Origin of the sequence: Hymenobacter volaticus, from assembly GCF_022921055.1 — a bacterium.
GTDB classification, from domain to species: Bacteria; Bacteroidota; Bacteroidia; order Cytophagales; family Hymenobacteraceae; genus Hymenobacter; species Hymenobacter volaticus.
On record NZ_CP095061.1, the window covers coordinates 3,012,207 to 3,036,012 of the forward strand.

Annotated in this window: 22 protein-coding genes and 2 pseudogenes; 13 read left to right on the plus strand and 11 right to left on the minus strand. The window is 55.7% G+C overall.

Features of this window, described 5'->3' with window-relative positions:
* Position 1: 1 nt before the first annotated feature.
* On the minus strand, positions 2-760 hold the full coding sequence (locus tag MUN86_RS13135) for a YwqG family protein (protein WP_245118391.1): 759 nt from the start codon (positions 758-760) through the stop codon (positions 2-4).
* 50 nt (positions 761-810) lie between these two features.
* Positions 811-1,926: a hypothetical protein gene (locus MUN86_RS13140; protein WP_245118392.1), complete on the minus strand. Its 1,116-nt coding sequence runs from the start codon at positions 1,924-1,926 to the stop codon at positions 811-813.
* Between the two features lie 180 nt (positions 1,927-2,106).
* Here MUN86_RS13140 and MUN86_RS13145 point away from each other — a divergent pair, with 180 nt between their 5' ends.
* From MUN86_RS13145 to MUN86_RS13155, 3 genes are all read left to right on the plus strand, one after another.
* Positions 2,107-3,852 (plus strand): hypothetical protein, encoded by a 1,746-nt coding sequence (locus tag MUN86_RS13145; protein ID WP_245118393.1) that lies wholly within the window; start codon positions 2,107-2,109, stop codon positions 3,850-3,852.
* The gene (locus MUN86_RS13150) at positions 3,846-5,174 is read left to right on the plus strand and encodes a RecB family exonuclease (protein WP_245118394.1); all 1,329 of its coding nucleotides are present in this window, start codon (positions 3,846-3,848) and stop codon (positions 5,172-5,174) included. The genes MUN86_RS13145 and MUN86_RS13150 overlap by 7 nt, the downstream gene beginning before the upstream one ends.
* Before the next feature lie 81 nt (positions 5,175-5,255).
* Complete coding sequence (locus tag MUN86_RS13155) at positions 5,256-5,690, plus strand: nucleoside deaminase (RefSeq protein ID WP_245118395.1); 435 nt, start codon at positions 5,256-5,258, stop codon at positions 5,688-5,690.
* Between the two features lie 102 nt (positions 5,691-5,792).
* Here MUN86_RS13155 and MUN86_RS13160 read toward each other — a convergent pair whose 3' ends face one another.
* Positions 5,793-6,845, minus strand: a complete 1,053-nt coding sequence (locus MUN86_RS13160) for a LacI family DNA-binding transcriptional regulator (protein ID WP_245118396.1) — start codon at positions 6,843-6,845, stop codon at positions 5,793-5,795.
* Positions 6,846-7,058: 213 nt separating this feature from the next.
* On the opposite strand from MUN86_RS13160, the gene MUN86_RS13165 reads away from it, so the two are divergent.
* From MUN86_RS13165 to MUN86_RS13185, 5 genes and pseudogenes are all read left to right on the plus strand, one after another.
* Entirely contained in the window at positions 7,059-7,364 is a 306-nt protein-coding gene (locus MUN86_RS13165) for a hypothetical protein (protein ID WP_245118397.1), read from the plus strand.
* Positions 7,365-7,432: 68 nt separating this feature from the next.
* On the plus strand, positions 7,433-7,738 hold the full coding sequence (locus tag MUN86_RS13170) for a hypothetical protein (RefSeq protein WP_245118398.1): 306 nt from the start codon (positions 7,433-7,435) through the stop codon (positions 7,736-7,738).
* A 166-nt stretch (positions 7,739-7,904) separates the two neighbouring features.
* Complete coding sequence (locus MUN86_RS13175) at positions 7,905-8,732, plus strand: mechanosensitive ion channel family protein (protein ID WP_245118399.1); 828 nt, start codon at positions 7,905-7,907, stop codon at positions 8,730-8,732.
* A gap of 446 nt (positions 8,733-9,178) precedes the next feature.
* A pseudogene (locus MUN86_RS13180) lies at positions 9,179-10,398 on the plus strand (chloride channel protein); the annotation flags it as partial.
* Positions 10,399-10,449: 51 nt separating this feature from the next.
* Positions 10,450-10,629: a CBS domain-containing protein gene (locus tag MUN86_RS13185; protein ID WP_245125732.1), complete on the plus strand. Its 180-nt coding sequence runs from the start codon at positions 10,450-10,452 to the stop codon at positions 10,627-10,629.
* 20 nt (positions 10,630-10,649) lie between these two features.
* Here the strand turns inward: MUN86_RS13185 and MUN86_RS13190 are convergent, their stop codons facing one another.
* Entirely contained in the window at positions 10,650-11,546 is an 897-nt protein-coding gene (locus MUN86_RS13190) for a cation:proton antiporter (RefSeq protein WP_245118400.1), read from the minus strand.
* The gene (locus MUN86_RS13195) at positions 11,495-11,839 is read right to left on the minus strand and encodes a hypothetical protein (protein WP_245118401.1); all 345 of its coding nucleotides are present in this window, start codon (positions 11,837-11,839) and stop codon (positions 11,495-11,497) included. The genes MUN86_RS13190 and MUN86_RS13195 overlap by 52 nt, the downstream gene beginning before the upstream one ends.
* Before the next feature lie 246 nt (positions 11,840-12,085).
* Between MUN86_RS13195 and MUN86_RS13200 the strand changes: the two genes are divergently transcribed.
* Together MUN86_RS13200 and MUN86_RS13205 are read left to right on the plus strand one after the other, a co-directional pair.
* Positions 12,086-13,306, plus strand: coding sequence for a TIGR03862 family flavoprotein (locus tag MUN86_RS13200; RefSeq protein WP_245118402.1), 1,221 nt, complete (start codon positions 12,086-12,088; stop codon positions 13,304-13,306).
* A 509-nt stretch (positions 13,307-13,815) separates the two neighbouring features.
* Positions 13,816-15,165, plus strand: a complete 1,350-nt coding sequence (locus tag MUN86_RS13205) for an OmpA family protein (protein WP_245118403.1) — start codon at positions 13,816-13,818, stop codon at positions 15,163-15,165.
* Between the two features lie 112 nt (positions 15,166-15,277).
* Here the strand turns inward: MUN86_RS13205 and MUN86_RS13210 are convergent, their stop codons facing one another.
* Complete coding sequence (locus tag MUN86_RS13210) at positions 15,278-16,822, minus strand: glycoside hydrolase family 9 protein (RefSeq protein ID WP_311181702.1); 1,545 nt, start codon at positions 16,820-16,822, stop codon at positions 15,278-15,280.
* 89 nt (positions 16,823-16,911) lie between these two features.
* Positions 16,912-17,031: pseudogene (locus MUN86_RS31790) on the minus strand (hypothetical protein); the annotation flags it as partial.
* A 450-nt stretch (positions 17,032-17,481) separates the two neighbouring features.
* Here MUN86_RS31790 and MUN86_RS13215 point away from each other — a divergent pair.
* Positions 17,482-18,513, plus strand: coding sequence for a LacI family DNA-binding transcriptional regulator (locus MUN86_RS13215; protein ID WP_245118404.1), 1,032 nt, complete (start codon positions 17,482-17,484; stop codon positions 18,511-18,513).
* A gap of 155 nt (positions 18,514-18,668) precedes the next feature.
* On the opposite strand, the gene MUN86_RS13220 is transcribed toward MUN86_RS13215, so the two are convergent.
* From MUN86_RS13220 to MUN86_RS13230, 3 genes are all read right to left on the minus strand, one after another.
* Positions 18,669-18,926 carry a hypothetical protein gene (locus MUN86_RS13220; protein WP_245118405.1) on the minus strand — a complete coding sequence of 86 codons (258 nt, stop codon included), beginning with the start codon at positions 18,924-18,926 and terminating at the stop codon, positions 18,669-18,671.
* A 213-nt stretch (positions 18,927-19,139) separates the two neighbouring features.
* The gene (locus MUN86_RS13225) at positions 19,140-20,444 is read right to left on the minus strand and encodes a dienelactone hydrolase family protein (RefSeq protein WP_245118409.1); all 1,305 of its coding nucleotides are present in this window, start codon (positions 20,442-20,444) and stop codon (positions 19,140-19,142) included.
* Positions 20,375-20,701, minus strand: a complete 327-nt coding sequence (locus MUN86_RS13230; RefSeq protein ID WP_245118411.1) for a hypothetical protein — start codon at positions 20,699-20,701, stop codon at positions 20,375-20,377. Before MUN86_RS13230 ends, MUN86_RS13225 begins: the two co-directional genes overlap by 70 nt.
* Positions 20,702-21,110: 409 nt before the next feature.
* Between MUN86_RS13230 and MUN86_RS13235 the strand changes: the two genes are divergently transcribed.
* Both MUN86_RS13235 and MUN86_RS13240 read left to right on the plus strand, forming a co-directional pair.
* A complete protein-coding gene (locus MUN86_RS13235) occupies positions 21,111-22,343 on the plus strand; it encodes a hypothetical protein (protein ID WP_245118412.1) in 1,233 nt (410 codons plus the stop codon).
* The gene (locus tag MUN86_RS13240) at positions 22,274-22,585 is read left to right on the plus strand and encodes a diadenylate cyclase (protein ID WP_245125734.1); all 312 of its coding nucleotides are present in this window, start codon (positions 22,274-22,276) and stop codon (positions 22,583-22,585) included. The genes MUN86_RS13235 and MUN86_RS13240 overlap by 70 nt, the downstream gene beginning before the upstream one ends.
* A 188-nt stretch (positions 22,586-22,773) precedes the next feature.
* Here the strand turns inward: MUN86_RS13240 and MUN86_RS13245 are convergent, their stop codons facing one another.
* Positions 22,774-23,763 (minus strand): aldo/keto reductase, encoded by a 990-nt coding sequence (locus MUN86_RS13245; RefSeq protein WP_245118413.1) that lies wholly within the window; start codon positions 23,761-23,763, stop codon positions 22,774-22,776.
* Positions 23,764-23,806 lie beyond the last annotated feature (43 nt).

Here is a 23,806-nt window from a genome sequence, read left to right on the forward strand (position 1 = left end):
CTCAGCAGCAGTCCCAATAGAAATAGGCCTCTTCGAAACGTTCCTCTTTCAACGCTTGCTCAGCAATGAAGAAGTGCGCTACGCCTGAGTCTCCAAACATAATTTTTTCATCGATGTCGATTTGCAAAAGCTGTACTTCTCCACTGGATTCAGCTTCATATTGATGTGGGTCACCTTGGGTAAAGAAAGCGTAGCCGCCAAGCTTGTGCCCGGTACCATCCAAGAAATCAGCGAAGCTTTTCTGTTCCAGTTCGTTTAGCGTTTCAGCATAGTCGTAGCTCTCTAACCCGTTAAATTTTAATTGAAATCGATAATCTTGATTTCCTCTATACTCCGTAGTTTTTTCGAATGCCAGCTTATGCTCGCAATAAACCGGACTATCATCGTAATGACTTGGAGGTAGAAAGCTATAGTCATTCCGGATTTCCGCTTCTAGCTGTTCCGGCTTGATATACAGCACTTTCGACTGACCCATGTCGACGTAATCAACAGCCGATATGTAGAATTGGAGCAGTCCTGCCGCTGGCAAAAACGTATTGCTTGGTAGCTCCTGCAAGTTGATCTGCGCCAATAGCAGCATGGGCTTCCTATCATTATCAACCGGATAGGGCACGGACGCTGGCAGATGCGGGAGCCCCCGAAATTTGCTGGCGGCGGAAGCGGGTTGGTCGGCTTCTAGCGGGGTGGCCTTGATTTTAATACTCTCCAGCTTATACTGTTCTAATTGATCGGCAAAAGGCTGCAGGAATTCTGGAATCATAACGGGAAGTGGTTAGGCTTGGAATGAGATGTAAAGAGTAGAATTCATTCTTATTGTACCGCTAATTTCCGATAGCGCAGCCGTTCGGGATGATCCTGGTCAGCGTAAAACTCGATATCTCCCACCTCCTCTTTCATTAAAAAACGCACCTCGCGGGGCTTTTGAGGCGGTTTGAAACGAGCCATTTGCTGAAATATCACTTCCCGCGTCGCGGCCGGGTTGCGCTTGTCAATCAGCCGCAGCCCCCGTTCGTAATCCAGTAGATAATACGTTTGGCATTTAGATACATAGGCACGGGGCACCTGATTGCCTAGGCCGTCAAGTGTACCATTGTAGCGAAACTCGGCTAGTTTAGTACCGTGCACAGTAGTCAGGAAGGCATTAGGTACCCGCTTCATTTGCGGTGGCTCCACAAACCTCATGGATTTCAATGTACTGTCCGCTTCGTATTCGTAAACGTCTTCTCCATAAGTGTATATGGTCAGTAGCGTGCTGTCGTTAAGAAAGCGAGCCAACGCTAATTCGGACTTTGGTTTTAGCAACGACAACGGTGCTTTACCGGGACGTAGCAACTTGCTGCACGTCAGCAGAGCCTGTCCGTTGGGTGCCGGACAAGGAGTGCAATCCACGCTGCCATAGCCGAGCGCACTGCCATACGACAACTCTCGGACTTGCCCGCGCAGATCGAGTAGCAGAAATAAATAATTACCTACGTCGCTTTGCGGAATGCTCACGCTTTGCCAGAAGGCCAACCCGCCCATCTGCGGATAATAACCTAGAAAAACGGGTATCTCGGGTTCCGCCACCACAGCTATATCGGCTCCTACCAGAGAGTAGAAGTTAGCTTTTCGAAACTCACGGTGAAATACACGCCGCCCGGTGGATTCACTTAACGTTATGCTGTACAGGCCCTCAGGGCCACGTACCCGCTTGTTGTGCACGAAATTGCTATCAGCGGCAAAGGCCTCGCCTACAATGCCCGACGTCACGGCGCTGAGCATATGCGCTGAATCGGCAATGGCCCGCAGACGAAGATGGTACAGCCGGCCATCAATTTGCAGTATGGTATCAGCGGAGGAGGCTCTAATCTTAAGTTGGCTGATGTCGGTAGTATCGATGGGCGCTATAGGCGGCGCAAGTGTCCTGACCGTAGAATCTATCGGCACGGGTGGCGCGGTAGCGGTTTCGGTGGCTGGTGGGCTTTGGCTGCACGAAAACAGGCCCGAGCTTAACAGGCTGATTAGGATGGCACTTGCGTATGCCCTCAAGATGTTCATAGATACTACCACCTGATTTCCGACGCTTACGCGCCTTTTCTGGCTAGCTGCAAGGTATCTTTACTTTCAATGAATCCGCAAGTACTCTCTCCCGCTTCCCTACCTGCCACCGTCACCAGCTCCTTCCTCGCGCAAGCCGCGCACGATTTGGTGAGCCGCTACTCGCCGGAGGAGCTGTCGGATTTGGTGGTAGTGGTGCCCACGCGGCGGGCGGTAGTGTATCTGAAAAATGAGCTGGCCATGGCTACCAGCGCGGGCGAGGCGCTGTGGAGCCCCCGCGTGGCGGCCATGGAAGACTATATGGTGGAGCTGGCCGGCGTGCAGGTGGAAGAGCCTATTGCCTTACAACTGCTGCTTTTCGATATTCTGAAGGGCATTGATGCCGACCTGGATTTCGACCGGTTTGTAGGTTGGTCGGGACTATTGCTGCAAGACTTCTCCAACCTCGACCAGAACCTGGCGCCCGCCAACAAGGTGTTCGAGTATCTCTCGCAAGCCAAGGCCTTGGAGCGGTGGGAACTGAGCGAAGCCCCGTCGCCGCAGTCGATAACGGGAGCGTATTTCAAGTTCTGGGACGACCTAACGAAAGTGTACCACCGCTTGCGCCGCCGCATGCTGGAGCAGCGCGTGGCCTACCCCGGCCTGGCTTACCGCTTAGCTACCGAGCGTATAACCGACCAAGTCAAGAATGGCACCACGCCCGCCAAGCACATCTTTTTGGGCTTGGGATACCTCTCGAAAGCGGAATTCACGCTGATTGATGTACTACACCGCGCTGGTCGGGCCGAAGTACGCTTCGATGCCGACTTGTTCTACCTCGATTTCGACTCGCCGAACCGCGCTGGTCAGCACCTGAAAAGCTACCTGAAGCGCTGGGCCCCACCCGAATTCGGCGACTTTGGCGCCCCCACCGACCTACTGCGCACCTTACCGCGGCACATCCGCTTCGTGGGCGTGGCCAATGCCAGTATGCAAGGCAAAGTAGCCGGCCAGTTGCTGGCCGAAGCGCGGTTGCAGTTCCCCAACAGCACGGTAGCGGTAGTGCTACCCGACGAAACCCTGCTGCTGCCCGTGCTACACGGCCTCCCGCCCGACGCCGTACCCGACTACAACGTAACGATGGGCTTAAGCTTTCAGAGCACGCCCTTGTTCAACCTCGTGGATTTGCTGTTTGAAGTGCACCTGACGGGCATTCGAGAAGGTACCGCCGAAACCGGTTATGGTGTACCGCGCTACCACCACTTGGCCGTAAACAAGCTACTGAGCCACCCCTTTCTGCGCCGCTACCAACAGTGGCTCGACCGGCAGCCCGCTAAGAAATATCACGGCTTGCTCGATGGAGTGTGCCGCGAAATTGTAAAGCGCAACGCCGTGCTGCTACCGGCTACCGAGCTACTGGAAATCGGTAAGAACCACCCGATTATCGAAGCGCTGTTCAAGACCTGGGACACCTGCGACGATATCATTGCGGCCTGCTACACGCTGATTGACTTGCTGAAACAAGTGTACACCGAGCAGCACTCGGCCATTGAGGCCGAATACTTGTATTTGTTTTACACGCTGGTTAAACGCCTCGATTCGGTGTTCGACTGTCGGGAACAGCGGTTGTCGGTGCGCTCGTTTCGGCGGTTTCTCTACGAGCAGATGACCCGCACCCGCTTGCCGTTCTCGGGCGAGCCGATTGCCGATGTGCAGGTGATGGGCTTGCTGGAAACCCGCGCCCTCGACTTCGACCACATTATCTTGCTGAGCTGCAACGAAAACGTGCTGCCGGCCCCAAGCGTCACACGTCGCTCTTTCCCTACGACGTGCTGACCGAGTTCCGCATGCCCACCTACGCCGACCATGAAGCGGCCACGTCCTACCAGTTTTGGCGCTTGCTCCAGCGCACCCGCCGCGTGGACTTGGTGCACGTGCTGCCCGGTGCCGAAGGCACCCGTACCGGCGAGCGGAGCCGGTTTTTGCTGCAATTAGCCAACGACCTACTACCGCAGAACCCCGGTATGGTGCTGGAAGACTTAACGGCGGTTACCTCTCCCCCTATCCCGGTTGCCGCGCCAAAGCAGGAAGTAGTTGCCGATAAAGCACCAGAGTTTGACTTCAACTCCCGAGCTAACCAGTCGTCTGCCCTGGACAGCGAGCTAGACGAGGTAATGCCCTCGGGGCACGAACTCATGAACGACTTGGTCTTGGAAAAGGACCATGGTATGCTGGATGCGTTGCGCGAGGTCTTGATCAAGGGCCTCTCCCCGACTGGCTTGAACGAATACTTGAACTGCTCGCTGAAATTCTACTTCAACCGCATTGCCCGTTTCCGTGAGGCCGAGGAAGTGGAAGAAGCACTAGGCGTCGACGGGTTCGGGACGGTGGTGCACGAGGTGCTAGAGGAACTATTTGCTCCGTTTCAGCGCAGCGGAAAGCCCCTAACCGCCGCCGGTATTCCAGACTTGATAAAAGCGGCTCCGGGCCTAGTAGCTAAGGCGCTACGCAAAGAAGAAGACGACCGGCACGCTCGCGCCGATGAAGGCCTCAACCACGTGTTAGGCCAAGTTGCTACTCAACTCGTGCGGCGCTACTTCGAAAGCTTGCTTACGCAGCCCAACGCCCTCCCTCTCCAGATCCAAAGCATCGAAGAAGGCTTGCAGGCCACTATCTACGTAGCGCTGCCAAGTGGCGAGAAGCTGCCCGTTAGCCTCATTGGCTTTGCCGACCGGGTAGACCAATTGCCTGATGGCCGCCTGCGGGTGGTTGACTACAAAACCGGCTTGGTACACGCACACGAGCTAAAACTGCAAAAGCGCAACGAAACGCCCGCCGAGGCTGCCGAGCGCCTCATCCGCGAGGACACGTCGGCGGCAGATAAGGTGCGGCAGCTTTGGCTCTACCGGTATATGCTGGAGCAAGGCGGCCGCCCCGCCGCCGACGCGGCTATCATTTCGTTGCGCAACATTCCTGCTGGCCCCATGTCGGCCGATATGTCGTTTCTGACGGCTGATGGCCAGTCCTTTATGGCGCGCAGCGAGGAATTGCTCAGCCAACTCGTCAACCGCATTCTTAATCCTACCGAAGCCATTCGCAAAACCGACGACTTAGAGAAATGTCAGTATTGCCCGTATCGGGGCATTTGCGCACGGTAAATAGTTTAATTGCTTGCTTGTTCTGGTGACCTTTGCCCGATCAAGTAAGTGAACCACCCAACTAGTAAGCAATCCAAACACATGGACGAATTCATGCAAGCCGCCATCGATGAGGCGCGGCAAGGACGCAAAGAAGGCGGTATTCCAATTGGCTCGGTGCTAATGCGTAACGGCGAAATCGTGAGCCGGGGGCACAACAAACGGGTGCAGGAACTCGACCCCATTGCCCACGGCGAAATGGACGCCCTCCGCAACGCCGGCCGGCAGCGCACCTACCGTGACACAGTGCTCTATACCACCCTCATGCCGTGCTTTATGTGCGCTGGCACCATCGTGCAGTTCAAAATTCCGAAAGTAATAGTCGGTGAGGCTCGCACCTTCGGCGAGTCCAAGGAGTTTTTGGAGAGCCACGGCGTCGAAGTCGTTATTCTTGACTTAGACGAATGCGTGGATATGATGCAGGAATTCATCGAAGCCGAGCCCACGCTCTGGAACGAGGATATTATGGAGTTGTAAGCAGTAGCATTCGCTTGTGCCCAATTAACTAGCTAGGCTACTAATTAACACAAGCGGATGCTAGGCATACCGACAAGCGCAAGTAGCTGTAGAACAACTCCTTTAAAAAGCCCCTGCCTTTGGTTTGCGCAACGACGATTCGCGAATCAACAACTTGGGCTTGAGCACGATGTTATGCGGGGAGGCAGGCCGCTCCGGATTGTCGGTCACCATGTCGAGCAGCATCTGCACGGCCGTTCGGCCCATCAGTTCGCAGTTCTGGTCGACGCTCGTAATACTAGGGTCGGTGAAGGCGGTGAACTGCTCGTTGCTGAAACCGGCCAGCGCAATATCCTGGGGCACCCGGATGCCGGCTTTTTTGAGGACCTGCATCGCCCCTACCGCGGCCACGTCAATAGACGAAAACACGGCATCCGGCCGCTGAGGCCTTGCCAGCAGTTGCCGCATGCCCTCGGTGCCGCCTGCCAAAGTCATTTCGCAGAAAACGGTTAGCTCTTCCTCGGCAGGCAATCCGTGCGCCTGCAAGGCATCGAGGTAGCCTTGGTGGCGGTTGCGATAAATATTTAGGTGCAGGGGGCCCGTGAAGTGCGCAATGCGGGTGCATCCCTGGGCCGCCAGATGCGTGACCACCTCGTAAGCACCCTGGTAGTCGTCAATCACTACCGCGCCTACGCTGGCTCCTGCAATGCCTTCCACTATCCGGTCGAAAAAAACCAGGGGCAGGGTGTTGTCTTGCACCATTTCGAAGTGCTCGAAGTTATGGGTACTGTTAGCCAACGACACCAAAATTCCCTCTACCTGGGCATTCATCAACAGCTCGATGTTCTTTCTTTCCTGTTGCTCGTCTTCGTTTGATTGGAAGATCATCACGTTGTAGCCCGACAGATTGGCCTCGGTAGCAATGCCGTGCACCACTTGCGGAAAAAAGTTGCCGGTGATGTGCGGCACCAGCACGCCAAGCATCTTGCTGCGCCCTTTGCGCAAGCCCGCTGCTAGTTGGTTGGGCTGGTAGTTGAGGGCAGTGGCCAGTTGCCGCACCCGGTCTTTGGTTGCCTGGCTGACGTCTTCATGATCGGAGAGGGCGCGGGAGATAGTGGAGGGAGACAAGTTTAGCTGTTTGGCTAAATCCGTAATAGATGCCCGACGAGTTGCCATGAGTTATTTATTGCTAGAGCGGCTGTTGCAGCGAAACGCAGTGAGTGGGAGGTGGTTTCGCAACAATACTTCTAAACATCCGGCGGCCAGCCGGATTCCAAGCTAGTAGCAAAGTAGCACCATCTGCGGGGAAGTTGTACACTGACCTTTCCGGTTATCACTCAACCATAACTTTTCCGCTCGCCACACGGTCCTACGCCTTATTTTTGTCTTATGGAACAACAGCCGCTTACTGCCACCAAAAAATGCCCGCATTGCGGGTTCTGGAGTCGTTGGCAGCAGCGGGCCGATGACCGGTGTGAGCGGTGCGGATTGTACTTGGATGCCCCTCGCATGCGGAGCGAACAGGAGCGTGAGATTCTGGCCAACGAGCCGTTGCCATCTTTCATGCGCATTGAAATCAAGCCCACCGATGGCCCTACCCTGCGCTTTTTCAAGCACATTATTCGGGGTGGGCAGTTGGCTTTCGGCGCCATGGTTTCGTTTCTGCTGTGGTTTATTGCCTTGCTGGCTGGATGAGAAGAGGGGCCTATGAGTTGCGCCAGCCACTGTTCTTGCTTGGAGCAATATTGTACCTGCTTGCCAGTATGCACAAGCGCGGCGTGGGGCCGCTACCCTACTGGCCTACCTTGCTTGCCTCCTACCTGGCCGACGTGTTGACCTTGCCGCTGGAGCTAACCTTGCTTCGCTGGATTATGCGCCGTTTCTACTTCCGAACCCCTGTTTTCGTGCTGCCTTTGTCCTGGGTGGTGGCCACGTGGCTGACGATTTCCATTTGGTTTGAAGGCATCCTGCCTTATTTTTCTCGCACTGCCACCGGCGACCCATTCGATGTGGCCGCTTACGCGGTGGGAGGCCTGCTATTCTGGCGCTGGCTGAACCAACCCGCCTAGCATTAGCAACCAGCAACTAGCAACTAGCAGTAGGGTTCATTTCGGGCAGATACCCAAGCGGCCTGCTTAACCAAGCTGAACCTATTGGCTTGTTTTCAGCGTAAAACGCTTTTCTGCCCCGCTGGCTACCTGCCGCGGGCTGTTGGTTTTACCGTACTCTGTTTTCATGCTCCACGATTTGCACCGCGTACTGTCCACGTACTGGCAACAGTTTCTGTTTGTACTTCCTAAGCTGTTGCTGGCCCTGGTTCTGCTTGCTGTTGCCATCACTATTGCCAACCGCCTCAGCCGCGTGCTGGGCACTCGCCTGCGCAGCCGCGCCCACGACCCGCTCCTGGCCGATTTTCTCACGGGCATCAGCCGCTGGGCGCTGTGGCTGCTCGGGCTACTGCTCGCCATGCAAGTTATTGGGCTTTCGGGGGTAGTGACCGGCATGTTGAGCGCAGCCGGGCTATCGGCTTTTGTGGTGGGCTTCGCTTTCAAAGACATTGCGGAAAACTTTCTGGCTGGTATGATCCTAGCCTTCAATCGTCCTTTCCACCTCAACGACACGGTGCAGATCCGGGACCAAACGGGCCATGTGGAAGCGCTTAATCTGCGCACCACTGTTATTCGCACCTTCGATGGCAAGCACGTCTTCCTGCCCAACTCCATCGTGCTCAAGGAACCGCTTATCAACTTCACCCGCAACGGTGACTTGCGACAAGACTTCCTTATCTCGGTTAATTACGGCCCTGAGGGCACCTATGAGCAGGTGCGGGACCTGATCCTAACGTTTCTGAACGGTCTTCCCGATTTGCACCACGACAGCCCGCGGGCGCCCTACCTGGTGCTCGAAAAATCGACGGATACTACGGCGGATGTGCGCCTGTACTTCTGGTCTTCTTCCGAGGAATACCGTCGAGGTGCTCTCGAAACCAAGAGCGAGGTAATGCAAAAAGTGAAGAACTTATTGCTCGACAAAGGCTATGCCCCGCCTACCCTTGCGCAATAAGCAGGCAAGATTTTTGCGCCTTAAACCCGTTACTTCAGGGCGTTTTTTAGTAACATGCAGTAAGAGAGCTTAGACTCGCCTACGGCTTTGCCCGGCCGTTTTCATTATTGCCTCGCGGCTATGCGCAAAAATCTCGTTCACCGGCTTCTCAGTCCGTTGCTACTCTGGCGCTTACGCCACATCAACAATCGGGTATACCTAATCCTGGTGAGCGTGCTGGTAGGGTTGATGGCCGGCCTAACAGCGGTGATCCTGAAGAGCTCGGTACACCGCTCTCAAGAACTTCTGTACTCGTGGGTGCCCGAGGAAAAGCGAGTTTTTGCGTTTTTTTTGTACCCCATTATTGGCATTGCGCTGTCGGTTCTGTTTACCCGTTATTTTCTCGGCGGCAATCTTAGCCGGGGGTTGGGCCTATCATCTACAATATCGCGCGGCAGGGCAGCATTGTGCCGCGCAGCAAGCTGTACTCGCAGGTCGTTACCTCGTTTATCACCGTTTCGTTTGGAGGTTCGGCAGGTTTGGAGGCGCCTATTTCCGTTACGGGCGCGGCGCAGGGTTCTAACCTGGCCCGGCTGCTGCGGGTAGGTCCCCGGGAGCGGCGCTTGCTCGTAGGCTGCGGCGCGGCGGCGGGCGTGGCGGCCATCTTCAACTCGCCTATTGCGGGCGTGCTGTTTGCTGTGGAAGTGGTGCTTGGCGAGTTATCGGCCCCGTTCTTTATTCCCCTGTTGATTTCGGCAGCCACCGCTACGGTGGTGTCCAAGGCGCTGTTTGCTGGGCAGCCTTTTGTGCTCATCACCACCAGTTGGCCGGTCGATGCCATCCCGTTCTATATTATGATGGGGTTGTGCACGGCCATGCTTTCGGTGTATATGATTCGGGTTTACTTCGCTGCCGATAGATTTTTCGAGCGGTGGCCTGGAGCTTTCCGCAAGGTGCTGCTTGGTGGCCTTGCCCTTGGGATACTGGTTTTTTTGTTTCCGCCGCTCTATGGCGAAGGCTACAACATCGTACAACTGTTGTTGGCCGGGCGAGGGCAAGAACTGGTTAACGGCTCTATTTTCGCGGTGTACCGTGACGAAAACGTGTGGATTTTGTTGGCCGTAGCCACCGCGAGTATGCTGCTTAAAGTGTTTGCTACTACCATCACAGTAGGAGCTGGCGGCAACGGGGGATGTTCGGTTCTTCGCTGTTTGCGGGAGCATTGCTTGGGTTTGTATTCGGACGCCTCATCAATATGAGCGGCCTGACTACCGTATCGGAAGTACACTTCATCGTGCTGGGCATGGCGGGGGTGCTGGCCGGTGTGGTGCACGCACCCCTAACGGCCATCTTCCTTATCGCCGAAATTACGGGTGGATATGCGCTGTTCGTGCCCCTGATGGTGGTTACGAGCAGTTCTTATGTGATTACCCGCTACTTCGAGCCCTACTCCGTGTACACGCGCAAGCTGGTGCAGCGTGGCGTATATGTTCACAAAGACCGTGACCGGGGGCTGCTGGCGCAAATGGACGTGCCGCACCTCACCCAAACCGATTTTGTGGCCGTGCACCCCGAGGATACGCTCGGCGACCTGGTGAAAACCTTCCGCCACGCCAGTCGCAGTATATTCCCGGTAGTTGACCAAGACAATCAGCTAGTAGGCGTTGTCACCCTCGACACCGTGCGCGACGCCCTTTTCGACGACGCCCACTACAGCACTACCCGCGTGCGCGACCTGATGACCGACCCGCCCGCCACCGTCAATCCCGACGACTCGCTGCTCGATACTTTGCGCTGCATGGAGCAACTCGGCGTCCCGGCCCTGCCCGTCGTCGACCACGGGCATTACGTGGGCTTCCTGCTGAAGTCCACCATCTTGGCCGGCTACCGCAAACAGCTTCTTAAGGAAACAGAGTAGAACTGCGGTGATTAATTCACTTAGAACTCTCCTATTTCCGGCTCGCGCTTGGCGAGCTGCAAGCCAACCATCATAAGCAGACCAGTAAGCAGAATCACAACGAAAAGGATGTTTTCGCCTACTTCGCCGATGTGGTGCTTAACGGGAATGCTGTAGTAGAGCAGCACCGTAATAAGTCCTTTGGGTGCAATAAAGAGCTCCGGCACTAGGTCGGTGCGGGCAATGTAGCGTAGGTACACGTAGCGAATAGCCGTGAGTACGGCCACAATCAGGAGCCCCTGCAACAGCAAGGACCCACTGAGTAAGCTACCCAGGGTGATACTGAATCCAAACAGCAGAAAGAAAAACGTTCGAATCAGAAAGGCCGACTCGGCAGTGATGCTTTTGAGAGGATGCAATTCGGCAGCCAATTGCTCGGGGTGCAGCCAGCGGTGCAAGCGCGGGCCGCGCAGTATCAGATCGGCGTTGTTGACGGCCAGCCCAAATACCAGCACCAGTACCAGCGACGAAAGGTGAAACTGCTTGGCCAAGCTGTAGAGCAGAATCAGGAAGGCCAGAATCAGAAAGAACTTGACGTGCAGCCGAATGCGCCCTAGTAGAAACGCCAAAGCCGCCGTGCTAAGAATGGCAACCACTACCACCGCCACCACATCCACCGAAAAAGTAACCACTGATATACCCTGCGCAAAGTTGTCTTGCAAGGCGAAGTTGAAAAGCATGATGCCTAGAATATCCGAGAACGTGCTTTCGTACACGATAAACTCCTGCTTCTCCCCCATTAAATTGGCTACGCTTGGAATGGCAATGGCCGAGCTAATGACGGACAGCGGCACGGCATTAACGAGGCAGCTTTGAAACGAAGCGCCTATGTAAGCCTGCAACAACAGCGCAATAGCCACGGCCTGCACGACCAACATAAACGCAGCAGCCAGAAAGGAGCGCCGGATAAGGGGGCTTTGTCCCGAGTAAGCTTTAAATCGAGGGCTCCTTCCAGCACGATCATAATCAAGCCAATGATGCCAAAGATTTCCAGCACCACCGTCGGGATATTAGGAGTGAAATTGAAATAGTCGGCGGCTTGGCGCAGGGCGATGCCGGTAAGCAGCAACATCAGCACCGAGGGCACCCGGGTGGCACGCGCTACTACATCAAACAAGTAGGAAAGAATGACGGCCACACTTAGCCCAATCAAAATAGAGTAGGAACCCATACTTCAGGAGCAACCAGCACTTGCCAGCTTGATGAACAGCCCTTTGTACGGCCACAACTCTAGCTGCGCCGTATTCTTGTGTTAAGTCCCTACTCCTCGGCGAGCTTTGGCGCTTGTGTAGCCTATCCTATAGTGGGCGAACTGCTTCTACTAGCAAGCAGGGCCCTGCCCCCGAAACACCAAAGCAACCCGTTGCTTTACCGTATTTTGCAGCCTCTTTACATCTGGGGCTGATTAGTTGAATTGATGGCGTTGTCTTCTTTTGTTGCGGTTATTGGGGGCGGTCCGGCCGGTTTGCTGGCGGCGCAGCGCCTGGCCGAGGCCGGCCATCGGGTGGCGGTGTACGAGGCGCAAGCTACCGTAGGACGCAAGTTTCTGGTGGCAGGTCACGGCGGCTTCAACCTCACCAATGCCGAAGACACTTCCGCTTTCGAAAGTCGCTACGGCCACAAGCAGCCCGAATTCAGTGGTTTCCTCCGGCACTTCTCCCCCACCGATTTGCGCCAGTGGGCCAGTAGCCTGGGCATCGACACGTTTGTGGGAACCAGCGGCCGCATATTCCCCCTTAAAGTTCACAAGCCAGCCGACGTGCTCCGAGCTTGGGTAAGTCGCCTGCACGACCTTGGCGTGGCCGTGCATACTCGACACCGGTGGTTAGGCTTTGCAGGCACCAATGGCTTGCACCTGCGCGACGACACGACCGGCCGTGACTTCGACTTGTTTCCTGATGCCACCGTGCTGGCCCTAGGTGGCGCGAGTTGGAGTAAAACTGGTTCAGACGGCCGCTGGGTGGCGGCGTTCGAGCAGATTGGGGTGCAAAGTGTGCCATTTGCGCCGAGCAATTGCGGAGTGGAGGTAGCTTGGTCGCCCTTTTTCCAAACGAAAGTGGGGCGCGCACCGCTCAAGAATATTGCCTTGCACTGCGGCACCCAACGAGTTCGGGGAGAACTACTCCTTACCGAATATGGCCTGGAAGGCACGCCGGTGTACGCCCTTTCGGCGTGTCTGCGCGCTGCCCTTGCAAGCAGTACATCAGCACTGCTTCACCTCGACCTAAAGCCCGACCTCAGCGACGGGCAGCTGGTAGCTAAGCTGCAAAAGCTGCCGTCTAGCCGCTCACTGCCCGACTTTCTACGCCAGACACTACGCCTTGGGCCGCCCGTTTATACCTTGCTGCGTGAGGTAGCACCCAATGAACTTGTTGCTACGCCCGAGGCATTCGCTCGTTTGCTCCGCAATGTGCCGTTGCCCGTCCGAGCCCTGCGCCCCCTCGACGAGGCGATTAGCAGCGCGGGTGGCGTGGCCTGGACGGAGCTAACCGAGGAATTGATGCTACACCGCCGGCCAGGTACTTTTCTAGCAGGCGAAATGCTTGATTGGGAAGCTCCCACCGGCGGCTATCTGTTGCAGGGGTGCTTTAGCACCGGCGCCTGGGCAGCTCACGGCGTTATCCGGTGGCTAAGCTAACCAAGCCCTCAAATGGTGGACTGCGCACCAACTTTTGGACGACCTAAAAGGGCTTCTCTTACTTGCTACAAGCAACGCCTTTCTGCGCCTGTGGTCCCCAACAGTGCCTTGGTTATGTACTACTCCGCCCCTTACTAGACTGAATTACCTATGGAGGCTGATCTATACCGTATTTTATATTATAACAATTTCAATATTACTCGACTGCTGCAAGAAAACAGGAGACAAAATGCACTAATAAAAACAAGCCTGCATCTATTATAATACAATTATTTATTACTATTTTTCTAAACCATTGTTTGTTCTACTTAGCCTACTCTTGCCTATGTCCACAACTACGCACTCCTCCTTACCCCGAAGTGCTTATCGTTTGTGCCTTTATGCCGCTGCGGGCTTCAGTCATCAAACTTTCCCTACTGCTGACAGGTGCGCTGCTGCTGCAACTGCTTGTATCAGCTAAGTCAACTGCACCAGTCGAAAGCCGCCATAAAGTTTAAAACTTTGGAGTAATGAAAACTAATGTTGTAGAAGCAGTAAAATTTTGTTTTACCAGTAAAGTCATCAATCATATAAGCCTGGCGGTTGACGAAAGTGAGAAAGGGGTAGAAAAGGCGTTGGAAAAAGCTATTCCGCTGGTATTAGAAAGCCTCATGCTGCGGGCCGAGAGAACCGGTGGTCCGGAAATGTTGCTCGATCTGGCCCGTGAAGCGTACACTGCCAACCTATTTCCTCACTTTCCTCATCTGGAAACCACTGCTTGGTATGCCAAAGGTGCCAGCTTGATGCAGAACTTAGCGGGCGAAGGGTATGAAGGCTTAATCAACCGAATTTCTATTGTATCCAGCATCCGGCCATCGGCAGGCCAGTCGTTGTTGCTTATTGCAGCGGCGGCCGTGTTAAGCGTGCTCGGAAAGTACGCCGCTGAAAACGAACTGTCGCAAGCCGAGCTCATGAACTGGTTTAGAACGCAGAAGGCAGAAATTGCCATGGCGTTGTTTCCCGACATGAATCGGCGGCCAACAGAATTCAGCGACCGTCCTGACACGCAGCTTAACGCCTCCATAACTTCCCGGCCAGCAGCCATGGCTCGTCGGCCTGCTCCTGCTGAGCAAGGAATCTGGAATCCTATTGGGGGCGGAGCCACGTACACCCCTCAACCCGAGACGCACGCCCCGGCCCCAAGCCCTGCTCCTAGCTTTCGCTGGCAGTGGGCACTGGTGCTCTTAATGGCCGTGTGCTTGGGCTACTACTTCGGCCACGACCAGCTGACAACTATTCCTGGCACCGCAGCGGCTTTTGCTACCGCACCGCCGGAAGGAACCCCCGCTGTTGCTGCCTCCACAAAAGGAGTTTACGACAAAGACCGGGACACCTATATCTACGATACGGGTCAACCCATCATCTTGACTTTGGCCAATGGCACGACGCAAAAAGTAGGCGCCAATTCCACCGAAAACCGCTTGTACACCTTCCTGTCAGACCCGGCCTTCCAGGTTGATTCCGTAAACCGGACAAAGGGCTGGATCAATTTCGATCGGGTGTACTTCGAAGCGGGCAAGGCCACGCTCACGCCGGAGTCGCAGCTGCAATTGCACAACGTAGCGGAAGTGCTCAAATCCTTCCCGAAAGCGACGGTGAAACTAGGCGGCTATACCGACAGCACTGGCGACGCAGCGAAGAACCTGCAAATCAGCGAGCAGCGGGCTAAAACGGCCGCCTTGGCGTTGGTAAAAGAAGGAATACCCTTTAGCCGGTTGCAGTATAAAGGCTACGGCTCCAAGTATTTCGTCGCCGACAACACCACGCTGGAAGGCCGTGCTTTAAATCGGCGCATCAGCGTCCGGGTTATCAATAAGTAGCCTGCTCCCTCAGATAACAAGGTAGTACGGTTCGTCTTACACTTTCCTAGCTACTATACTTTGTCATCCTTCATTTGGCAGCCGCCGAATGAAGGATGACTTTTTTTTAGCCTTATAGCTTCCCCTGCAAAGCTTCTAAAGCGCCCGCCAAATACACGAGGGGCGCGTTCCAGTTGATGGCAATTTCGTTGGAAGCGTACGAGCAAACATCGTCTGCATAGGCCATATCCGCAGTAATGAACGGGTACTGGCACTTGTCCTGCTGGCCAGGGTTGGGGCCGCCAACCAAGAAGCCCGGCAGCGGCGCTTGCACTTTGTCGCCTTCAGAGAGGCGGTGATGCGGATGCTGCGGGGTCTTGGTTCCGTAGCCCGTCACGAATGAAATACCTAACGCGTTGCGGCCTAGCATGTAATCTAGGTTAGTGAGGGCGTACTGCAAATACTTGGGATTGCCGCTGATTTGATAAGCCTGAATCAGGGCAATGCCTTGGTTGCCCGCGTTAGAATTGCTGCCCCACGTGAAGTCACGGGCAGTTTTGCCCATCACCGTTTGATAAGCGCGGGTATCCGTGCCGACCGCCAGGGCATCGGCCAAGGTTTGGATTTCCTTTTTTGCTTTAGCTACGTCCTTCCCGGCTTTCGCTGGAAGCGTGGAGCCCAGCCGCGCCAAGGTATAGTAGCCAAGCGCCCGCACTTGGCCCCAACTCGGTAACGGCAACTGCCCCTCGGGGAGTAGCTTGATGGCTTGGTAATACTTGTCTTGTTTGGTGGTGGCGTATAGCTCGGTGGCGGCCCAGCTCCACTCATCCTGCACATCACGGTCGCCGTAGGTGCCGGTGGCAATGGCAGGCTGGAACTGCTTGTTTAGCGCTTCTTGCTCGTAATACACCGCCGGATGCGCGCTGGCCCACTCCCAAGCCCGCGTGGAAGCCCGCAAACAGGAATCGGCTAGGCCCGGCAGTTGGCGGTCGAACTGGCGGAAGATGCGGCTGGATTGTGCCAGTACGGCCGCAAAGTCGAGGGCCGCCGCCGTGCTTTTCTGCACTACGTAGCGAGGCGTTCGGCATTCGGTGGGCATCACCATGCCATCGAATTTGGCGTTAGTGAGCTTGTGGTACACCCCTCCGTCGTGGGGGTCCTGCATCGAGAGCATCCACCGCAGATTCCACAACGACTCGTCGAGAATATCGGGAATGGCGTTGCTGCTTTCTGGAATCTGTGCTTTTAGCTGCGCGCCGTATGCTGGAAAGTCTTCGTACAGTGAAAGCAGCGTGCTAAGTGTGATGCCAGAATTAACAATGTACTTGTTGTAGTCGCCAGCATCATACCACCCACGGGGTGAAGAAATAATAGTACCAGCAGGCCGCTCCTTACTAGCCGCCGAGGCGTGCACCAGTACTTGGTCGTCGGGGTGGCCCATGGGGCGGTTCCACACGCCTGCGTAGGTGGCCGGCAGTGCCGTGGAAGCCCGCTGATAATAGTAGCTCTTCAGGGCCGCCGCTGCCAACGGCGCGTGTACCTGCGGCTGAATCTGAAAAGAATAAGAATAGCCGAGCGCAGGTACAGAAAGCACGTACGTACCCGCGGTGGCAAAACCGGAAAAGTCGGCCGTTCGCACATCCTGATTTGAAAACTCGTTGTGCCGCTGTGCGCCCAACTCGCCAGTGAAAACGGTGCTAGTCCGGTCGGGGTGGTGATGTAAAACTTACCAGCCGGCGCGCCCACTACCATTGCCACTTTGGGCGCAGCCGGGTAAAAGCCTATCTGATTGAGTTTGATGCTCTCCGTCAATTGTTGAGCATGCAGTGGCGAACTAAGCGCCCACAAAAAGCCTGAAAATAGGATGGGTTTCAGCAAAGGGGGCATGGGTTGAAGTTGCTAATTGCGTTCAGAAGTGCGTATTTGCTTGCATCAGAAGAAGTGCCGTGGACAATTTATCCACTTTTCTATCACCTTAACTTCTTGTGCTGTTGTAGGAGTTGTATATAATCTTCGGCAGGCTACTAACGCTGATTGAAATAGAAAAGCTGATTGAGTCGGCGCTTCGGGTGTAATTCAGAAAGTTTTTGTCCAGTATGTGCTGTACTTCACCGATGAGTTGAAACTTCCACTGGCTTGTATAGTTGCAAGCGAAGCAGATGCTTTCCCACCTTAAGCTGCGGCTAACACGCCGATGAAAATTCAAGAAGCTGCGTTAAAAGAAGTAACAAGTCTAGCCGAAGAGTTGAACTTCGCCGTTCATCGCAGCTGCTGAGTCAGAAACAACGGTCCTTCTGGCACACCAAGCCCCCACGTACTGATCAATTCGTCTGCCACATGGCCAATTCAAAACGAACTTCCATTGCCGACTTAGCTCGGGAATTAGGTATATCTCCTTCCACCGTATCGCGGGCCCTCGCCGACCATGAGGGCATCAGCGAGGCAACCAAAGACCGGGTACGGAAACTTGCTCAGGAACTGCACTACCGCCCCAACCAATTAGCGGCGGCCCTACGCAAAGGCCACAGCAAAACATTGGGCGTGATTGTCCCCCACATTCGGGGCTACTTTTTCCCAGCCGTCATGAACGGCATCGAGAAAATTGCGAGTCGGGCCGGCTTCAACGTAATGATGTGCCAATCCAACGAGGAATTACGGCGCGAACAGCAGAACGTCGACACGTTATTGGCCGCTCAAGTGGAGGGCATTCTGGTTTCTCTCTCGGCTACCACTCACGATGAAGTGCAGCACTTCGAGCAAGTTCGGCAGCAAGGCACTCCGCTCGTGTTCTTTGACCGCATGGCGGACCTGCCAGGCACTTCCGCCGTCGTCCTCGACGATTTTCAGGGTGCCTACCGGGCCGTAACTCACTTAATTGAACAGGGGTGCACGCGCATTGCTCACTTGGCGGGGCCTCAGCACCTCAACACTAGCCGCAACCGCTACTTGGGCTACGCCGAAGCCCTGCGCGCTCATGGCCTTCCGCTTAAGGAAGAGTGGGTGTACGACCTACCGGCTCTCACGCACGACGCCGGTCGGCTGGCCATCGAGCATTTGCTGGCGATAGATAATTCCATCGATGCCTTTTTTGCGGCCTATGCCATTCCTACGGTTGGTGCACTCGAATTGCTTCAGGAGCGTGGCGTGCGCGTACCGCAAGACTTAGCAGTGGCGTGCTTTAGCAACGAGCCATTCACTAATATGACGCAGCCTCGCCTAACGGTGGTGGACCAGCGGGCGGAGCAGATGGGCGAAACGGCCGTTCAACTGCTGTTGCAGCTACTCAAGCGTGGCCCAAGCTATTCGCCGCCACCGCTGGTGCTCAAGCCTGAATTGATTGTTCGGGCATCGTCGCTGCACAAAGTGTAGCAAACTGATGCATAGCAAGTCAGCCAGCAACTACTGCTCTTTGCTGTTTGGACCCTGGATAGGCGGGATTGTGCCCACCTACTAGGAAGGCTGCTCCATGAGCATGGAAGTATTGGTTTGCTGCGCTGCTGCGTAGGCGTGCAGTCGTACCTCGTTTAGCGCTTAACCTCCGCCGCTTCGGCGGCGGCCAGGATTTCTTTGGCTTCCGCCAGCAACCGCTCACCTCGGTCGAGGTGCTGGCGCGCAATCAAAGCGAAAAGCCCTAGGAACGAGAGAATAGGTAAAATCCAGCCTAGGAGAAACCAAAACCAAAACGAACGGCCGTAGCTAGCTGCGCAGTAGCCTGTAAGCAGGGGCAGCACCGAGTAGGCGCACAGAAAACCAAATCCGGATACGAGTAGGTAGACAGGCATGGCAGCAGCAACTATACGTTCTAAGGTAGGTTTTCTGGCCGCCTATTGCAAGCTGAGCCAAGATTTTATGTCTATTAATAACCTGAAAAAGCAAGAAAAGTTAGTGCGTTGGTATCAACTACCGAGACGCGCATAAATCCTACGACACGAACAACGTACTGGCTACTATCACCGTGCCCGACTGGCTGCAGTAATTGTGCCTAGGCTTTAGTTTTAGTTGGCCGGCGCACTAGGCGCGGGGGCGCCCAGTGCCTGCAGGCGTTGGCGGGCGTTGCTGTTCTGAGGGTTCAATTCCAAGGAGCGCCGGTAGTGCGTGATGGCTGCGGCCGTATCGTGGTTGAGTTCATCGGCTTCGCCCAGGCTATCGAAGAGATTGAAGCTGTTAGGATAAAGCTCTGTGCCGAGGCGGAAGATGGCTAGGGCAGCAGGTAGGTCGTGCGCGTCGCGGATCAACTGGTAGCCCCACGTGTTGATGATACCTTCTTGAAGGGTAAATGCGGAGTCCTGTTGCTGCAGGCGGCGGTAAATTTGCGGGGCGTGATCGAATCCTTCTTTGGCAAGCGCAGCTGCCAGGCCAGCCTGGGTAGGCACGACGTCGGTCTGTGCGGGCACGTGGTCCAGCCGAGCCATGTGGGCCGGCACGCCGTTCTGCACGGGCGTGCGGGCGAGAAAATTCCGGCCGGCCGCATCGCCCTTCAGAAACGTATTTAAGAACTCGAGCGCGTAGCGGCAGGTCCAGTGGTAGGCCGCTTCCACTTCAGCCCGTGAGTATTCGGTGAAATGCTCGGGCTGGGCCATCCGTAAGCCCACGGTGGAAAAATCGGTGTGCTCCATCGGGTTCATGACCACGTGGTACAGGTCGGCGTACTTGGCCTCGTTGAGTAGAATGGATGAGGTTTCCATGCTGTTGGCGCTGAGTTCCCGCACCGATTCGGAGCGGCGCTGCACGTACAACCAGGGCACAGTGAGCCGAGTGCGGGAAACAGGCTTGGTTAGCTCCCTGTACTGCGTGCCGTCGAAGCTGACCAAGGCAGAAATGCGGCTGTCTTGAGAGGCGGCCAAGGTATTGGCCAGGCCGCCCCAGCTCCAACCGGCCACTGCGATATGGCCCAGGTCGGCTTGTGGCAAAGTATAAGCATAAGAAAGCAAGAAGCGGATATCGCGCGCCTGCGATTCGAGTCCTTCCGCATCGGTGTTAATAAAGTAGGTGCGGGTGCCCAGGCTGCGGCTGGCCAGCACCACGTAGCCGTGGCTGGCCAGGTACTCGCAAAAGTCAGCAGCTTCGTGCGCGGCTCCGCCTCCACCGGCCGCGTAAACAACCACCGGGAACTTGCCGGGCGCGACGGGGGCGTTCGACACGGCCCACATGCGCCGGTCGAGCATGTTCTGGGCTTGTTTGTCTCCAATTTTGGTTGCTGCCCATCGCCGCTTTTCTGCCATAAAGGCTGCTACATGCGCCTCGGTTCGCTCGAATACCTCATCGGTGGCTTCCGTGCGCATGTAGTCGGCGTACCGCACGGAGTTACCACCTTTCGGGCTGGGTACCACACCAGCGTTTGCACGGGCCGGGCCCGCTCGCCCAGATACGGCTTGCCAGTAACTAAGTCTGTTTTATCCTTGTAGGAACGGGCGTAATCGTATTGCTGCACAACCCGGAAGCCTACGCCATGCGGACCTGGTTTGAGGTCGGCAAAGCCGGAACCTGCCTGCGCAACATAGCCAAGGCAGCAGAAAAAGATAAACAAGGTTGTTTGCGAAAACCAGGAGCGTAACATAAAATCAGTGATAAGAAAGGTTTGTTGTGTCTAGCAGTGCTGGCGACTAGGTGCACAAACATACACGAGCTACCTTGCAAAACAAGGTACTATTTGAAATTATAACACGTCCATTTTTTTCAGCCTCACACACAGAGGGTTTGTGTTCGCGAGGGTAAGTTATTCCTCTAACAAGAAGCAAGAGAAAGCAAGTTGGGCACTCCCGAAGGGCGCTATTAGCCCTGCTAGCTGCCTATTCGTTAATCCCATCGGCTGGAGGTAGACAGTAACTTAAAAAGACAGTTCCAATACTTTAATCCGGCCCCTATTGGGCACTGCCCACCTATCCTAGCCTAAAAAGTTAATCTTCGTACGCATTTTTTCGTACTCCCCGACATAGCCCCTCGCATCGCCTCTTTCCGCCCTGCCCTTGCCCATTTTCCAGCTCCCCTCTATGTGGGACCACCAAAGTCTGTTTCGCGTCTCGGCCCAGTTGTTTGCCGATGGTATATTCAATCTGCTCGATCGTAATCTGAAGCCCGAGGTATTCTTGCTAGGGCTAGCTACTGCCCGCGAAACCGACGAGCCACAGGCAGTGGTGGTAGAACCCACTACTTTGCGCTACACTCCCGCCGACTTTGCGGGCGTCAAATCCTTAGCTGCGGCTCTGGAGCCAGATGGGCCGCGCGACGTGGTGTATCACCTGCACCCTGACGACCACGACCGGTACGAGAAGTTGCGCTGGTATGCTTTGCTGCAACAAGCCACCGAGCGGACGTTAACCGAGCTTTGTGCTACTCAGGGCGAAAACCGAATTAGTTTCTGTTCGGTGCCCATCAGCCTCTATGGGTATTTGGTGGTTATTGTGCTACAGCTGTCCCGCGAAACCTACGAGGCCTATTATACCCTGCCCGAGCTTAGCACTGGCAATCGTCCTACGTCGCTAGTCAATGCCACTGTGCAGGAATTTTTGCAGGACTGCAGTCGTGCCCTTCGCGAATCGGATACCGACGATGACCGACCCGTACTCGACCGCGACTACAACGAGGTGTTGCGCGCTGCAGGTCGCAGCTTTATGCTGCGCGTGGCCGCCGGCACGCATGGCCTCTATGATGCCTGCAACGGCGTAGCAGCCCTTCGCCACGAAGGCGACGAAGGTGTGGGCACCATGCTCGTGGCGCGTCGGCATCACCCGGCCATCGTGTCGGTGCTTACGCTGGAAAGTCCGATTCCGCTGCGCGACCACCGCCGCATACGCAAATTATTGGAACTGAGTGAAGACCGGACCGCCTTAGTTTCCGATGCCACCGACGTGTTCGGGCTTGGCTACCTCGTGGCCCCCGACGACCAAGCCTACGAGCCGATTTTCACGGTACATTTCACTCGCCACTACAGCTGGGAACTCACCCACGACAACCAGCTCATGATGAAGGTGGTTTCGAACACCCCCCGCCTCCCCAAGGTCGCGTCGATGCTAGCAACTTCGCTCAGGCGGTGCAGCGTGTGTTCCCCTACCTCGACAACGTGGCCATTGATTATCTCTGGGAACTCACTCAACGCGCTACCTCCCAGCCCAACGGCACCATTCTGGTGGTGTCGGAAGGCGCGGCTCAGGAAGCGGCTCGACTCACCCGCCAGTGCTTTCGGGTGGTTCCTCGCCTGATGACGCCTTCTGTTTTGCGTCTGGTTACCAACATTGACGGTGCTGTGCTTATCGAGCCCCACGGCGACTGCTATGCCATCGGCGCCATCCTCGACGGCCTCGCCACCGAGAAAGGTGACTCCTCCCGCGGTTCGCGTTACAACTCGGCTCTGCGCTATGTGGAAAGCAGCCGTTACCCATGCTTAGCCGTGGTTGTGAGCGAAGACGGCCTCATCGATCTATTGCCACCGATAAGAAGGTAAGTTGCAAAGCTTCAAGCAGTTGATCGGCGCCTTCATTCGCAACCATAATCAGAATCAATCTGCCTTGAATAAAGCGAGAAGGTGTTTCTCTGATAGAAACGACAACCGTTGAGACGGTTCGTTTCTATCAGAGAAACACCTTCATTCAATGGAATAGCATTCCTTTCAAATCACTGCTTCACAACTCCTTACCCATTCACGCTGCCCATCATCTGCTCGGGGTAACGTTGGCCGGCGGCTATGTTTTTTGGAGCTATTTCGTCTAGCTGCTGGAGTTCATCAGCGCTTAGCTGCACGTCGATGGCCCCCAGGTTTTCTTCCAAGTAAGAAACCCGCTTCGTGCCGGGAATGGGCACAACGTCGTTGCCTTGGGCTAGCACCCACGCCAAGGCAAGTTGGCCGGGTGTGCAATTCTTTTGGGCAGCCAGCTCCTTGATGCGGGCTACGAGGTCGAGGTTCTTTTGGAAGTTTTCGCCCTGGAAGCGGGGCGTGTGGCGGCGGTAGTCGTCGGGAGCCAGGTCCTCGAAGCGCTGAATCTGGCCGGTAAGAAAGCCGCGGCCTAGCGGCGAATACGGCACGAAGCCTATGCCTAGCTCGCGGCAGGTTTGCAGCACGCCATCTTCAGGGTCACGGCTCCAGAGCGAATACTCGCTTTGCAAGGCGGCAATGGGATGAACGGCGGCCGCACGGCGCAACGTGCCCGCGGCAGCTTCGGAGAGACCCAAATACCGCACCTTGCCTTCCTTCACTAGCTCGGCCATGGCCCCCACTGTTTCCTCGATGGGCGTGTTGGGGTCGACGCGGTGCTGGTAATACAAGTCGATGTGGTCGGTGCCGAGGCGCTTGAGGCTCGCTTCGCAGGCTTGCCGCACGTAGGCGGGCGTCCCATTGATGCCGCGCACCGCAGGGTTAGCAGGGTCGCGGAGAATGCCGAATTTGGTGGCAATAACCACTTGGTCGCGCCGGTCGCGGAAGGCTTTGCCTACCAGTTCTTCGTTTTTGAAGGGACCATACATATCAGCCGTATCGAAGAAGGTAATGCCTAAATCGGTAGCCCGGTGCAAGGTGCGGATGCTTTCTGTATCGTCGGGCTGACCGTAGAAGTCCGACATGCCCATGCAGCCGAGGCCGAGGGCAGAAACCGTAAGGCCAGAATGGCCAAGCGTGCGGGTTTGCATTGATTACAAGTATTAAAGTTTACTGTCCAAAAACGTAGCGCAG

Bases quoted from the DNA above. Each gene is read 5' to 3' on its own strand.
- MUN86_RS13175 (WP_245118399.1), top strand. From the start codon at position 7,905: ATGCTCCACGATTTGCACCGCGTACTGTCCACGTACTGGCAACAGTTT.
- MUN86_RS13220 (WP_245118405.1), bottom strand. From the start codon at position 18,926: ATGCCTGTCTACCTACTCGTATCCGGATTTGGTTTTCTGTGCGCCTAC.
- MUN86_RS13205 (WP_245118403.1), top strand. From the start codon at position 13,816: ATGAAAACTAATGTTGTAGAAGCAGTAAAATTTTGTTTTACCAGTAAA.
- MUN86_RS13135 (WP_245118391.1), bottom strand. From the start codon at position 760: ATGATTCCAGAATTCCTGCAGCCTTTTGCCGATCAATTAGAACAGTAT.
- MUN86_RS13170 (WP_245118398.1), top strand. From the start codon at position 7,433: ATGCACAAGCGCGGCGTGGGGCCGCTACCCTACTGGCCTACCTTGCTT.
- MUN86_RS13190 (WP_245118400.1), bottom strand. From the start codon at position 11,546: ATGTTGGTCGTGCAGGCCGTGGCTATTGCGCTGTTGTTGCAGGCTTAC.
- MUN86_RS13215 (WP_245118404.1), top strand. From the start codon at position 17,482: ATGGCCAATTCAAAACGAACTTCCATTGCCGACTTAGCTCGGGAATTA.
- MUN86_RS13245 (WP_245118413.1), bottom strand. From the start codon at position 23,763: ATGCAAACCCGCACGCTTGGCCATTCTGGCCTTACGGTTTCTGCCCTC.
- MUN86_RS13185 (WP_245125732.1), top strand. From the start codon at position 10,450: ATGACCGACCCGCCCGCCACCGTCAATCCCGACGACTCGCTGCTCGAT.
- MUN86_RS13230 (WP_245118411.1), bottom strand. From the start codon at position 20,701: ATGTTACGCTCCTGGTTTTCGCAAACAACCTTGTTTATCTTTTTCTGC.
- MUN86_RS13145 (WP_245118393.1), top strand. From the start codon at position 2,107: ATGAATCCGCAAGTACTCTCTCCCGCTTCCCTACCTGCCACCGTCACC.
- MUN86_RS13160 (WP_245118396.1), bottom strand. From the start codon at position 6,845: ATGGCAACTCGTCGGGCATCTATTACGGATTTAGCCAAACAGCTAAAC.
- MUN86_RS13195 (WP_245118401.1), bottom strand. From the start codon at position 11,839: ATGGGTTCCTACTCTATTTTGATTGGGCTAAGTGTGGCCGTCATTCTT.
- MUN86_RS13200 (WP_245118402.1), top strand. From the start codon at position 12,086: ATGGCGTTGTCTTCTTTTGTTGCGGTTATTGGGGGCGGTCCGGCCGGT.
- MUN86_RS13165 (WP_245118397.1), top strand. From the start codon at position 7,059: ATGGAACAACAGCCGCTTACTGCCACCAAAAAATGCCCGCATTGCGGG.
- MUN86_RS13155 (WP_245118395.1), top strand. From the start codon at position 5,256: ATGGACGAATTCATGCAAGCCGCCATCGATGAGGCGCGGCAAGGACGC.